The sequence below is a fragment of the Enterobacter sp. EGD-HP1 genome, from assembly GCF_000733275.2.
Lineage (GTDB): Bacteria > Pseudomonadota > Gammaproteobacteria > Enterobacterales > Enterobacteriaceae > Enterobacter.
The window spans coordinates 1-13,420 of record NZ_AVOP01000018.1; the positions used below are offsets into that span (position 1 = coordinate 1).

A 13,420-nucleotide genomic window follows, 5' to 3' on the forward strand; every position below is an offset into this window, starting at 1 on the left:
GCTCGGGCGCGCCCTCGACAGGGTATTAACCTGGAACTATTACATGCTGCCGATGTGGTATATGGGCAAAGATCGCCTTGCGCGCTGGGATAAGTTCTCCGTGCCTGCCGTGCGCCCTGTCTATTCCCTGGGCTTTGATACCTGGTGGTATGACGTTAACAAAGCCGCCAGACTTCCCGCTGAGCGGCGATAAGGAATCATCATGGGTGCCTATCTTATCCGTCGTCTCCTGCTGGTCATCCCCACCCTGTGGGCCATCATCACGATTAACTTTTTTATCGTGCAAATCGCCCCCGGCGGCCCGGTCGATCAGGCGATTGCCGCCATTGAATTTGGCAACAGCGGCGGCATGCCCGGCGGCGGCGGTGAAGGGATGGGCGCGAGCCATGCGCGAACCGGCGTAGGGAATATCAGTGAAAGCCATTATCGCGGCGGACGCGGGCTGGATCCGGAAGTGATCGCCGAGATCACCCACCGCTACGGCTTTGACAAACCGATTCACGAGCGCTATTTCAAGATGCTCTGGGATTACATCCGCTTTGATTTTGGCGACAGCCTGTTTCGCAGTGCCTCAGTGTTAACGTTGATCAAGCAAAGCCTGCCGGTTTCGATAACGCTGGGGCTGTGGGGAACGCTGATTATCTATCTGGTCTCGATACCGCTCGGGATCCGCAAAGCGGTGTATAGCGGCAGCCGCTTCGATATCTGGAGCAGCACGTTCATCATCATCGGCTACGCCATCCCGGCGTTTCTGTTTGCCGTCCTGCTGATTGTCTTTTTTGCCGGGGGGAGTTATTTCGACCTCTTCCCGCTGCGGGGGCTGGTCTCCGCCGATTTCAGTTCCCTGCCGTGGTATCAGAAAATCACTGACTATCTCTGGCATATCACGCTGCCGGTGCTGGCCACGGTCATTGGCGGGTTTGCGGCCCTGACCATGTTGACCAAGAACGCCTTTCTCGATGAAATTCGTAAGCAGTACGTCGTTACTGCCCGCGCCAAGGGCGTGAGCGAGAAGCAGATCATGTGGAAACACGTGTTCCGCAACGCCATGCTGCTGGTGATCGCGGGGTTTCCGGCCACGTTCATCGGCATGTTTTTTACCGGCTCGCTGCTGATAGAGGTGATGTTCTCGCTCAACGGCCTGGGGCTGCTGGGCTATGAGGCTACCGTGTCGCGCGATTATCCGGTGATGTTTGGCACACTCTATATTTTCACCCTGATTGGCCTGCTGCTGAATATCATCAGTGATATCAGCTATACGCTGGTCGATCCCCGAATTGATTTTGAGGGCCGCTGATGCCGCGTTTAAGCCCCGTCAACCAGGCCCGCTGGGCCCGCTTCCGCCACAACCGCCGCGGCTACTGGTCGCTGTGGATTTTTGCCGTGCTGTTTGCCTTAAGCATGTGCTCGGAGCTGATCGCCAACGACAAACCGTTGCTGGTGCATTTTAACGACCGCTGGTACGTGCCGGTTATCGCCAACTATAGCGAAAGCGACTTTGGCGGCCCGTTTGCGACACCGGCGGAGTATCAGGACCCGTGGCTTCGCCAGCAGATTGAGCAGCACGGCTGGGCGCTCTGGGCGCCGGTGCGCTTTGGTGCCAACAGCATTAACTTCTCCACCACGACCCCCTTCCCTTCCCCGCCCTCCGCGCAAAACTGGCTGGGAACCGATGCCAACGGCGGCGACGTGCTGGCGCGCATCCTGTATGGCACGCGTATTTCTCTTCTCTTTGGGCTGATGCTGACGATCTTCTCAAGCGTGATGGGCGTCGTGGCGGGTGCCGTTCAGGGCTACTACGGCGGGAAAATTGACCTGTGGGGCCAGCGGGTTATTGAAGTCTGGTCAGGCATGCCAACGCTGTTTCTGATCATCCTGCTTTCCAGCGTGGTGCAGCCTGGCTTCTGGTGGCTGTTAGGCATTACCGTCCTGTTCGGCTGGATGGCGCTGGTGGGCGTGGTGCGGGCGGAGTTCCTGCGCACCCGCAATTTCGACTACATTCGCGCCGCGCAGGCGCTTGGCGTGAGCGACCGCGGGATCATCTTCCGCCACATGCTGCCCAACGCGGTGGTCGCAACGCTCACCTTCCTGCCGTTTATTCTGTGCAGCTCCATCACCACCCTCACCTCACTGGATTTTCTGGGTTTCGGGCTACCGCTGGGTTCCCCGTCGCTCGGCGAACTGCTGCTGCAGGGTAAGAACAACCTGCAGGCGCCGTGGTTAGGCATCGCCGCCTTTCTTTCCGTGGCCGTGCTGCTTTCGCTGCTGATTTTTATTGGCGAAGCCGTGCGCGATGCCTTTGATCCGAACAAGGCGGTATAAAATGACCCAGCCCCTTCTCAGTATTGATAACCTGTCGATTGCTTTCTCAAAGCAGGGCGAGACGCGTACCGTGGTCAGCGACCTGTCGCTGCAGATCCAGCCCGGTGAAACGCTGGCTCTGGTGGGCGAGTCGGGTTCAGGCAAGAGCGTTTCGGCACTCTCCATCCTGCGGCTGCTGCCTTCTCCGCCGGTGAGCTACCCGCAAGGGGATATTCTGTTTCACGGCCGTTCGCTGCTGCACGCCGACGAACATACCCTGCGCGGCATTCGCGGCAACAAAATCGCGATGATCTTCCAGGAGCCGATGGTTTCCCTCAATCCGCTGCACAGCCTGGAGAAACAGCTCTATGAAGTGCTCTCCCTGCACCGGGGGATGCGCAAAGAGGCCGCGCGGGGAGAAATTCTGGACTGTCTGGAGCGAACGGGCATACGCAACGCGGCCAAACGGCTGAATGATTTTCCGCACCAGCTCTCCGGCGGCGAACGCCAGCGAGTGATGATTGCCATGGCCCTGCTCACGCGCCCCGAGCTGTTGATTGCCGACGAGCCGACAACGGCGCTGGACGTGACGGTACAGGCGCAAATATTGACGCTGCTGCGGGAACTGCGTGATGAGCTGAACATGAGCCTGCTGTTTATCACGCATAACCTGAGCATTGTGAGAAAGCTGGCCGACAGCGTCGCGGTGATGCAAAACGGACGGTGCGTTGAACAGAATACCGCGTCCACGCTGCTGAGCGCGCCGCAGCACCCCTATACGCAGCGCCTGCTTGACAGCGAACCCTCCGGCGACCCGGTTCCTCTCCCGGCTGACAGCACACCGCTGCTGCGCGTCGAGGATCTGTCCGTGTCGTTCCCAATCCGCAAAGGTATTCTGCGGCGCATTGTCGATCGGAACCCGGTGCTGAAAAACATCCGCTTCTCGCTGCGCCCGGGAGAATCCCTCGGGCTGGTGGGCGAATCCGGCTCGGGCAAAAGCACCACCGGTCTGGCGCTGCTGCGCTTAATTGCCTCTGAGGGCGAGATCCTCTTCGACGATATGCCGCTGCACCGCTGGAACCGCCGTCAGATGCTGCCCGTGCGGCCCCGCATGCAGGTAGTGTTTCAGGATCCTAACTCTTCGCTTAACCCACGGCTCAGCGTGTTACAGATTATCGAAGAGGGTCTACGCGTGCATCAGCCCGGCCTGAGCGCTCAGCAGCGAGAGCAGGAAGTTATGCGGGTGATGGCCGAAGTGGGCTTAGACGCCGAGACCCGCCACCGCTATCCGGCTGAATTCTCCGGCGGACAGCGCCAGCGTATCGCCATAGCCCGCGCGCTGATCCTGAAACCGGAGCTGATTATTCTGGATGAACCGACGTCATCGCTGGACAGAACCGTTCAGGCGCAGATCCTGGCCCTGCTGAAAGGGCTTCAGGAAAAGCACCGGCTGGCCTATATCTTTATCAGCCACGATCTACAGGTGGTGCGGGCGCTATGCCATCAGGTGATTGTGTTGCGACAGGGAGAAGTGGTCGAGCAGGGTGAGTGCCAGCGCGTATTTAGCGCGCCAACGCAGCGCTACACGCGCCAGCTGTTGTCGGCAGACTAGCGGTCAGAACGGATACTGCCCGGAGAAAGGCTCAGCGATGGCAACGCCAAAATTCTTCAGACGGCAGGTGGCGGCAAACTCGTCCTGGCTTTTCACAAACAGGCACGGCTCACCTTCGCACTCCAGCACGGAGCTGTCCACTTCGATATCCGTCAGGGCCTGGCTGAGACGTTCCATCACCCGCCATGCATTTTCGTCGCTCGGGCTCAACAGCTTGAGTGCTACCAGGCAGTTTTCGCACTCCGCGACGCTTTGCGGAATCGGTTCAACTTTCGAACCTGCAAAACCCGCCGACCAGCGATAGCTCTGGGGCAAGCGATGGACAATGGAGAGTTGTAATGTATTCACGTTCGTTCCCCGGAAGCAAAATTTACTTCACAATTTATTTACATTTATAGTAACACATCATCGCCAGCCTGCACTATTCAGCGCTTTTTTATCCGTTTCCAGGCTCGCGTCGGCGCTATATGTACCCGTTTCTGCGATCTAACTCAACCTTTTTGAATACAATGATGTGACTTTTTACACAAATAGATTTTACATAAAATAAACAAACACAGAATAAACGAACGGGGGTTTGGTTGATATGCATCAACAAAAAAGGCCCCGGCGGGCCTTCTCTGTGTTTTAGTGGGCTGCTTTTCGCGGTCGACTGGCGTAAAGATAGAAGAGTATCGAGCTGGTTGCGCAAAAAGCCATCGCCCACAGCATGGGCCATGCCGTCGTAAAGGTGGCCATCGAAAGCAACGCGCCAACGATAGCGCCGATGCCAAAGCGGAACGTCCCCGCCAGGGAAGAGGCGGTGCCCGCCATATGCGGAAACTCGTCCAGGATCACCGCCATCGCATTAGATGAGACCATCGACACGCAGCCGACAAAGGCCGCCACGCCGACCACCAGCGCCCAGAAGCCCACGCCCAGAAACGCGCTCACCACCAGCCAGATAGCCATCACAAACTGGATCCACAGCCCGGCGCGGAACATGTTCAGCGCCCCCACCCGCCGGACAAATCGGCTGTTGATGATGGTCATGATGAAGAGGAAGACGATGTTAAGCGCAAAGTAATAGCCGAAGTGCTGCGGCGAAACGTGGTTCAGTTCGATGTAGACAAACGGCCCGGCGCTCAGGAAGGAGAACATCCCGGCGAAGCTGAATCCGCTTGCCAGCATATAGCTGAGCACGCGCTTGTGGCGAAACAGCGAGGCAAAGTTGCCTATTGTGGTTCGGATGTGGAATTTCTGACGGCGCTCGACGGGGAGCGTTTCATCAATAAAGAAGAAAATCATCGCGGAGGCCAGCAGCGCGGCCAGCGCCAGGATCCAGAAAATCGCGTGCCAGCTAAACCACACCAGCACCGCACCACCGGCCATGGGAGCCACCAGCGGCGCAATCGTCGTCACCAGCATCACGAACGACATCATGCGGGAGAACTCTTCCTTCGGGTAGATATCGCGCATCAGGGCGTTAATCACCACGCTTGCCGCTGCCGCCGCCAGTCCGTGCAAGAAGCGCATGATAATCAGATGATCGATGGTCTGCGCCAGCGCACAGGCCACCGCTGCGGCTGCAAAGACCAGCGTCCCGCCCAGAATAACAGGCTTGCGCCCCAGGCTGTCCGCCATCGGGCCATAAAACAGCTGGCCGAGAGCAAAGCCGAGAATATAGGTGCTGAGCGTCATCTGCGCGCTGCCCGCCGGGACGCCAAACTGTGCAGAAATCACCGGCAGCGCAGGCAGGTACATATCAATAGACAGCGGCATCAGCATGGCCAGCAGGCCAAGAATGAAGACGATTTTGAACGACGAGTGTGGCCTGGTGGTCACAGAGCTCTCCTGAAATTAGTGCGAAGGCAGACCGACGCTGGCGATCTCTTCTTCCGTTAACGGGCGATATTCGCCTGGCGCCAGGTCGGGATCGAGTTCAATCGCACCAATCCGCTCGCGGTGCAGGCCAACAACGCGGTTCCCCACCGCGGCAAACATACGTTTCACCTGATGGTAGCGCCCTTCGCTGATGGTCAGACGGACTTCAGTCGGCGTGATCGCCTCAAGCACGGCGGGTCTGGTCAGATCTTTTTCATTATGCAGCTGAACGCCTTTCGCGAATTGCTCTGCCGTGTCATCCGACACCGGCGACTCCAGCGTGACCAGATAAGTTTTCTCGCAGTGGTGACGCGGGGAAGTAATGCGATGCGACCACTGTCCGTCGTCGGTCATCAGCACCAGACCCGTGGTGTCGATGTCGAGGCGGCCTGCGGCGTGCAGCTTGTGCGCCACCGGTTCGTCGAGGAAATAGAGCACCGTCGGGTGATCCGGATCGTCCGTTGAGCAGACGTAGCCTTCCGGCTTATTGAGCATGAAGTAGCGCGGACCGTGCTGCTGGGTCAGCGGATTGCCGTCATACTCCACCTGATGGTCAGGTTGCAGTTTGAACGCGCTGTCTCTCACAATGTCGCCATCCACGGTAACGCGGCTGGCGCGAATTTCGCGCCCGGCAATAGCGCGGCTTACGCCGAGTTGCTGAGCGATAAACTTATCAAGTCGCATGAAATCTTTTTAGCCTTAATGGTGCTGGAAGTCGGACTACGGGTCCGAAAAAAGAAGCAGTCTGGAACGGTTCAGTATAATGGTCTGGTTGCGCCACTCAAGGGAAAAAGTTTCGTGGCATACTATGTGCGGAATAACGAAACCGAGACCCCATGACTTTTACACTTCGTCCCTATCAGCAGGAAGCCGTTGACGCCACCCTCGCCTGGTTCCGTAAACACCGCGAGCCGGCGGCGATTGTGCTCCCGACCGGCGCAGGCAAAAGCCTGGTCATTGCCGAACTGGCGCGTCTGGCCCGCGGTCGCGTGCTGGTGCTGGCGCACGTCAAAGAGCTCGTTGCGCAAAACCATGCCAAGTATTGTGCGCTCGGGCTGGAAGCCGATATTTTCGCCGCCGGGCTAAAGCGCAAGGAGAGCCACAGCAAAGTGGTCTTTGGCAGCGTGCAGTCGGTGGCGCGCAATCTGGATCTGTTTCGCAGCGAATTTTCGCTGCTGATTGTCGACGAATGTCACCGCATCAGCGATGACGACGACAGCCAGTATCAGCAAATTCTGGCTCACCTGAAAGCGGTGAATCCTCATCTGCGCCTGCTGGGCCTGACGGCGACCCCGTTTCGTCTGGGGAAAGGCTGGATCTATCGCTACCATTATCACGGCATGGTGCGCGGCGATGACAAGGCCCTGTTTAGCGACTGCATTTACGAACTTCCGCTGCGCTACATGATTAAACATGGCTACCTGACGCCACCTGAACGGCTGGATATGCCGGTGGTGCAGTACGATTTCAGCCGTTTGCAGGCGCAGAGCAACGGCCTATTCAGCGAAGCGGATCTCAACCAGGAGCTGAAAAAGCAGAAGCGTATTACGCCGCATATCATCAGCCAGATAGAGGAGTTCGCCGCGACGCGCAAAGGGGTGATGATCTTTGCCGCCACCGTTGAGCACGCGCGCGAAATCACAGGGCTACTGCCCTCCGGCGACGCGGCGTTAATCACCGGCGAGACGCCCGGCCCGGAGCGCGACAGCCTGATTGATGCGTTTAAGGCCCAGCGGTTCCGCTATCTGGTTAACGTGTCAGTTTTGACCACCGGCTTTGACGCCCCGCACGTCGACCTGATCGCCATTTTGCGCCCGACCGAATCGGTCAGTCTGTATCAGCAAATTGTTGGCCGCGGCCTGCGCCTGGCGCCGGGGAAAACCGACTGCCTGATTTTGGATTATGCGGGTAACCCGCACGATCTCTATACGCCTGAAGTCGGCGCGCCAAAAGGGAAAAGCGACAACGTGCCCGTACAGGTCTTTTGCCCTGCCTGCGGGTTTGCCAATACCTTCTGGGGGAAAACCACCGCCGACGGCACGCTAATCGAACATTTTGGCCGCCGCTGTCAGGGCTGGTTTGAAGACGATGAAGGCCATCGCGAACAGTGTGATTTCCGCTTCCGCTTCAAAAACTGCCCGCAGTGCAACGCCGAAAACGACATTGCCGCGCGCCGCTGCCGGGAGTGCGACACGGTGCTGGTTGACCCGGACGACATGCTGAAAGCGGCGCTAAAGCTAAAAGATGCGCTGGTGCTGCGCTGTTCCGGCATGGCGTTGCAGCCCGGCGCCGATGAAAAAGGTGAGTGGTTGAAAATCACCTATTACGATGAAGACGGGGCGGACGTCAGCGAGCGCTTCCGGGTCCAGACGCCCGCTCAGCGAATGGCCTTCGAACAGCTGTTTATCCGCCCGCATACCCGAACGCCGGGCGTCCCCCTGCGCTGGATCACCGTGGCCGATATCGTGCGCCAGCAGGTGTTATTGCGCCATCCGGATTTTGTCGTCGCTCGTAAGAAAGGCCAGTTCTGGCAGGTGCGTGAGAAAGTCTTCGACTACGAAGGTCGCTTCCGTCGCGCCAACGAATTGCGCGGTTAGCGGGACTTTTCATTGATGTGAGGGGCATTTGAGTATAAAATGCCGCCCGCTTCACATCCGTGAGGCAGAACACTCACCTGCTGCTGGGTCGCCTGTAGTAGGGTTTTAAATACAGAGAGAAATCAATGTTCACTATCGAAGCAGAAGTACGTAACGTGCAGGGTAAGGGTGCGAGCCGCCGCCTGCGTAACGCTAACAAGTTCCCGGCTATCGTTTACGGTGGCGAAGCTGCTCCAGTTGCAATCGAACTGGATCACGACAAAGTGTGGAACCTGCAGACCAAAGCTGAATTCTACAGCGAAGTTCTGACCATCGTTGTTGGCGGTAAAGAAGAAAAAGTGAAAGTTCAGGCTGTTCAGCGTCACCCGTTCAAGCCAAAACTGTCTCACATCGACTTCGTTCGCGCGTAATCGCAAACACGTCGAAAAAAAACCCCGCATCTGCGGGGTTTTTTTATGGCTGTTACTTCCCGCCCGAGGTGCGGCGCTGAAGCTGATCGCGCAGGTTCGGCGGCGTGCCTTTAATGGTCAGCGTATCGGTGGCCGGATCCCAGAAGATGCGTTCACCCAGCAGCATCGCGTCAAAGTTGATGGTTAACCCGCCGCCGCTGCCGGCAAACTTGGTTAACTGACGCAGCGTACTGCGATCCGCCGGGAAGCTCTCTTCAAGCTCATAGCCTTTCTCCGCGGTGAATTCCTGGAAGCTGACTTCGCTGACGCCCGCCAGCTCTTTTGACAGGGACTCCAGCTCGATCTCCTCCCCTGCCTGCAGCTGTTCGTTGCAGTAGCTGTAAACCTGCTGACGCACGGTCTGGCGCTCAGATTTATCGAGCTGCGCTTCTGCCGTGAAGTCGTCAACCGCCTGAAGCAGCCCTTTGTTCTGCGCTTTGGCGTTGAGACCTTCGCTGGCACCGAGGAAATCCATAAAGAAATCCGCCACTTTGCGGCCCACACGCCCCTTCAGGAATGTCAGGTAGCGGGTCGACTCCGGGTTGGTTTCCCATTCGGTCAAATCAATACGCGCCACGATATCCGCATGGTTGATATCCAGATAATGCGTTGAGCTGATGTCCAGCTGCTCGTTCACGCGCATGCTGCTTAAGTTATTCAGCACGGTAACCAGCAGATACTCTACCGCCAGATAGCGGTAGTGGCAGAACAGCACGATCCCGCCGTCGGCGAACGGGTATTTCGCCAGCTCGTCGCGCAGACGCCCGGTAGCGGCGCGGCTAAACGCCAGAAAATCCTCTTCGCCCTGACGCTGCAGGCGTAGGCTATCGGCCAGTTCACTCTCTTCGCTGAAAAGACCATAGGCTTTATTTTTGGCACTGTAGACGCGATGCAGCTCTGCCATCATCTCCACCACGGTCGCCGTGGGTTCCAGTAACGAATCGCGCAGCACCACTTCAAGGGTTTGCTCATCACGCTTGATAAGCTGGTGCAAGGCAATCTGGTTGATTTCCAGACTCATGATAAACTCTCCTTTTAGACCGGGCGGTATTCAACCACCACCAGGACATGTGTGCAACAACAGATAAAAAAGGGGAAAAAAAGCTGTTGCTACGGTAATATGTTGCCCTTTCATCAACAAACTGATTTTGATTTATGCCACAACATTCCCGCTACAGTGATGAACACGTTGAACAACTGCTCAGTGAGCTGGTCAACGTACTGGAAAAACATAAAACGCCGACCGATCTCTCCCTGATGGTTTTGGGAAATATGGTCACCAACCTGATTAACACCAGCGTTGCTCCGGCTCAGCGTCAGGCGATCGCAAAATCCTTCGCCCAGGCTTTACAGTCGTCCGTCAGCAACGACCCGGCCCATTAAGGGATACGAACAACAGTTTATGGTGACGAATCGTCAGCGCTACCGTGAAAAAGTCTCCCAGATGGTCAGCTGGGGGCACTGGTTTGCCCTGTTCAACATTCTGTTGGCGACGGTCATTGGCTGTCGTTATCTGTTTGTCGCAGACTGGCCAACAACGCTCACCGGGCGTATCTACTCCTGGATAAGCGTTGTCGGTCACTTTAGCTTTTTGGTTTTCGCCACCTATCTGCTGATCCTGTTCCCCTTGACGTTTATCGTCATGTCGCAGCGTCTGATGCGATTTTTGTCCGCCATCCTTGCAACGGTGGGGATGACGCTGCTGCTTATCGACAGTGAAGTGTTCACCCGCTTCCACCTGCACCTCAACCCCATCGTCTGGGAACTGGTGATTAACCCTGACCAGAACGAAACGGCCCGTGACTGGCAGTTGATGTTTATCAGCGTCCCGGTGATCCTGTTGATTGAGATGCTGTTCGCCACCTGGAGCTGGCAAAAACTTCGCAGTCTGACCCGGCGACGCCATTACGCGAAGCCCGTCGCCGCGCTCTTCTTCGTCTCCTTTATCAGTTCGCACATCATGTATATCTGGGCGGATGCGAACTTCTATCGCCCTATTACCATGCAGCGCGCTAACCTGCCGCTCTCATACCCGATGACGGCCCGTCGCTTCCTCGAGAAACACGGCCTGCTTGATGCGCAGGAGTACCAGCGCCGTCTGGTCGAACAGGGCAACCCGGAAGCCGTCAGCGTTCAGTATCCTCTGAGCGACCTGACCTACCGCGATATGGGGCGCGGGCAAAACGTCCTGCTGATCACCGTCGATGGCCTGAACTATTCCCGTTACGAGAAGCAGATGCCTGTCCTGGCCGATTTCGCCAGTAAAAACGTCTCGTTTGCTCAGCATATGAGCTCCGGTAATTCAACCGATGCGGGTATCTTTGGCCTCTTCTATGGTATTTCAGCCGGCTACATGGACGGCGTACTGTCTACCCGCACACCTGCGGCGCTGATCACCGGGCTGAATCAACAAGGCTATCAGTTAGGGTTGTTCTCATCCGATGGCTTTAACAGCCCGCTATACCGTCAGGCGCTGCTGTCCGATTTCTCACTGCCGACGGCTCAAAGTCAGTCCGATGCGCAGACCGCCAGCCAATGGATAAACTGGCTGCAGCGCTACGCCCAGGAAGATAACCGCTGGTTCTCATGGGTTGCGTTTAACGGCACAACGCTTGCTAACAGCAATAAGAATGACTTTGCGCGCCGCTACGGCCGTGCGGCTGGCGACGTTGATGCGCAGATTGGCCGCGTCCTTGACGCGTTACGTGAGTCAGGCAAGCTGGACAACACCGTGGTGATCGTGACCGCGGGTCATGGCGTGCCGTTAGGTAACGAGACAAAGAGTATGAGCTGGTCTCGTCCGAATCTGCAGGTTCCGCTGGTGATCCACTGGCCAGGCACGCCGGCGCAGCGCATCAATATGCTCACCGAGCATAAAGATGTGATGACCACCCTGATGCAACGCCTGCTGCACGTCAGCACGCCAGCAAACGAGTATTCGCAGGGGCAGGATCTCTTCAGCGCCGCGCGTCGTCACAACTGGGTTACGGCGGCGGGAAATAATACGCTGGTAGTGACCACGCCGAAGCTGACGCTGGTGCTGAACAGCAACGGGAATTATCAGACGTATAATCTGCAGGGTGAACGGTTGAAAGACCAGAAGCCGCAGCTGAGCCTGCTGCTGCAGGTCCTGACGGATGAGAAGCGGTTTATCGCTAACTGATTAATAATAAACCAGTTAGCGACAGATTCCCTTGCATTCAAAACGGAATCGAGTAGTATTCTTTTTATGCGTCGGCACGTAGCGCAGCCTGGTAGCGCACCGTCATGGGGTGTCGGGGGTCGGAGGTTCAAATCCTCTCGTGCCGACCAAAATTATTATCAAAACCAGCCTCTTACGGCTGGTTTTTTTATTCCATTTCGCCGGGTGTTTTTCGCAGATAAACCAACGTCGCCAGACAAATCACCGCCCCGGCATAAAACGTATATTCCGCCCCAAACGTATCCCAGATTGCCCCTGCCCCCAGGCTCGCGACTAATAGCCCCACGCCGCTGACCAGACTAAAAATACCGAAGGCTGTTCCGCGCAGATCCGCAGGCGCGGTTTTCGCAATCATCGCCGCCAGCAGCCCCTGGGTCATGCCCATATGTATCCCCCAAAGCGCAACGCCTAAAATAATGCCGGCCCAGTGGGTGCTCAGCGCCAGCACAATGTCCGCGCCAATCAGCACCACCAGCCCCCACTGCAATAATCGGGTGTGGCTCATCACGTCGGATAACTTGCCAAACGGATAGGCAGAGAGGAAATAGAGCAGATTCATGGCAACCATCACCAGCGGGATCAGCGCCAGCGGCACACCCGACTGCTGAGCGCGAAGCACAAGAAATGCTTCACTGAAACGTGCGAGCGTGAAGATGGCTCCCAGGCCAATGACCCACCAGCAGCCTTTCCCGAGGCGCCTGAGGTTCTCTTTTTTGATGGGATTCGTTCGTTTATGTTCGACAGGGGTTTTGGGCTCATGCAGGCCGAAGAAAAGCAAGGCAACGGCGAGTACGCCGGGGATCACCGCAATCCAGAAAATGGTACGAAAATCATCATTCCACAGCAGCATTAAGCCAACGGCCAGCAGCGGCCCGAGAAAGGCGCCAATGGTGTCCATCGACTGACGCAAACCAAAGGCCGCGCCGCGGAGTTCGGGCGGCGTAACGTCAGCGACCAACGCATCGCGCGGCGCACCCCGGATCCCCTTCCCTACCCGGTCGATTAAGCGTGCCCCCAGAATCATGCCCGACGAAGAGGCGATAGCGAACAGCGGCTTACTCAACGCGCCAAGACCGTAGCCCAGAACCGCGAGTCCTTTACGTTTGCCCAGATAATCACTGATTGCGCCTGAAAACACTTTGATAAACAGTGCAGTGGCTTCAGCCAGACCTTCAATCAAACCAATGAAGATCACGCTGGCACCCAGCGTCGTGACCATAAACAACGGCAGCAGGCTGTGAATAATCTCCGAGGAGATGTCCATTAACATACTGACGCCGCCCACCACCCAGACGCCTTTCGGGATCCGGCTGAGCGTTGCAAACCGGGATAACATTGCGCATCTCCTGCTTTATGTCGAACAACCTCGTTCGAAACAGAATATCCTGGAAAAAAA

General features: G+C 57.0%; 12 protein-coding genes, 1 tRNA gene and 1 pseudogene. 9 read left to right on the forward strand and 5 right to left on the reverse strand.

All coding sequences use genetic code 11. From position 1 onward, the window contains the following. From N037_RS13155 to yejF, 4 genes and pseudogenes are all read left to right on the forward strand, one after another. Positions 1-193: pseudogene (locus N037_RS13155) on the forward strand (ABC transporter substrate-binding protein); the annotation flags it as partial. Positions 194-202: 9 nt separating this feature from the next. Beyond that, on the forward strand, positions 203-1,297 hold the full coding sequence (locus N037_RS13160) for a microcin C ABC transporter permease YejB (protein ID WP_023336365.1): 1,095 nt from the start codon (positions 203-205) through the stop codon (positions 1,295-1,297). Continuing rightward, positions 1,297-2,322 carry an ABC transporter permease gene (locus tag N037_RS13165; RefSeq protein ID WP_032641492.1) on the forward strand — a complete coding sequence of 342 codons (1,026 nt, stop codon included), beginning with the start codon at positions 1,297-1,299 and terminating at the stop codon, positions 2,320-2,322. Before N037_RS13160 ends, N037_RS13165 begins: the two co-directional genes overlap by 1 nt. A gap of 1 nt (position 2,323) precedes the next feature. After that, positions 2,324-3,913 (forward strand): microcin C ABC transporter ATP-binding protein YejF, encoded by a 1,590-nt coding sequence (gene yejF / locus N037_RS13170; RefSeq protein WP_032641494.1) that lies wholly within the window; start codon positions 2,324-2,326, stop codon positions 3,911-3,913. A gap of 3 nt (positions 3,914-3,916) precedes the next feature. On the opposite strand, the gene N037_RS13175 is transcribed toward yejF, so the two are convergent. The 3 genes from N037_RS13175 to rsuA form a co-directional block, all read right to left on the reverse strand. Then, positions 3,917-4,261 (reverse strand): YejG family protein, encoded by a 345-nt coding sequence (locus tag N037_RS13175; protein ID WP_023336368.1) that lies wholly within the window; start codon positions 4,259-4,261, stop codon positions 3,917-3,919. Positions 4,262-4,540: 279 nt separating this feature from the next. Then, entirely contained in the window at positions 4,541-5,737 is a 1,197-nt protein-coding gene (locus tag N037_RS13180; protein ID WP_032641495.1) for a Bcr/CflA family multidrug efflux MFS transporter, read from the reverse strand. Positions 5,738-5,752: 15 nt separating this feature from the next. Next, the gene (gene rsuA, locus N037_RS13185; RefSeq protein ID WP_032641496.1) at positions 5,753-6,460 is read right to left on the reverse strand and encodes a 16S rRNA pseudouridine(516) synthase RsuA; all 708 of its coding nucleotides are present in this window, start codon (positions 6,458-6,460) and stop codon (positions 5,753-5,755) included. A gap of 152 nt (positions 6,461-6,612) precedes the next feature. Between rsuA and N037_RS13190 the strand changes: the two genes are divergently transcribed. Together N037_RS13190 and rplY are read left to right on the forward strand one after the other, a co-directional pair. Then, positions 6,613-8,373: a DEAD/DEAH box helicase gene (locus N037_RS13190; protein ID WP_032641497.1), complete on the forward strand. Its 1,761-nt coding sequence runs from the start codon at positions 6,613-6,615 to the stop codon at positions 8,371-8,373. Between the two features lie 125 nt (positions 8,374-8,498). Continuing rightward, on the forward strand, positions 8,499-8,783 hold the full coding sequence (gene rplY / locus N037_RS13195; RefSeq protein ID WP_010433464.1) for a 50S ribosomal protein L25: 285 nt from the start codon (positions 8,499-8,501) through the stop codon (positions 8,781-8,783). Between the two features lie 52 nt (positions 8,784-8,835). On the opposite strand, the gene yejK is transcribed toward rplY, so the two are convergent. Continuing rightward, a complete protein-coding gene (gene yejK, locus N037_RS13200; RefSeq protein ID WP_008500957.1) occupies positions 8,836-9,843 on the reverse strand; it encodes a nucleoid-associated protein YejK in 1,008 nt (335 codons plus the stop codon). Positions 9,844-9,977: 134 nt separating this feature from the next. Between yejK and N037_RS13205 the strand changes: the two genes are divergently transcribed. The 3 genes from N037_RS13205 (at position 9,978) to N037_RS13215 (ending at position 12,134) form a co-directional block, all read left to right on the forward strand. Then, on the forward strand, positions 9,978-10,205 hold the full coding sequence (locus N037_RS13205) for a YejL family protein (protein WP_008500958.1): 228 nt from the start codon (positions 9,978-9,980) through the stop codon (positions 10,203-10,205). Between the two features lie 19 nt (positions 10,206-10,224). Further along, complete coding sequence (gene yejM / locus N037_RS13210) at positions 10,225-11,985, forward strand: LPS biosynthesis-modulating metalloenzyme YejM (protein ID WP_032641498.1); 1,761 nt, start codon at positions 10,225-10,227, stop codon at positions 11,983-11,985. Between the two features lie 72 nt (positions 11,986-12,057). Further along, positions 12,058-12,134 (forward strand) — tRNA-Pro (locus N037_RS13215). A 38-nt stretch (positions 12,135-12,172) separates the two neighbouring features. On the opposite strand, the gene N037_RS13220 is transcribed toward N037_RS13215, so the two are convergent. Next, positions 12,173-13,360 (reverse strand): MFS transporter, encoded by a 1,188-nt coding sequence (locus tag N037_RS13220; protein WP_032641500.1) that lies wholly within the window; start codon positions 13,358-13,360, stop codon positions 12,173-12,175. Positions 13,361-13,420: the final 60 nt, after the last annotated feature.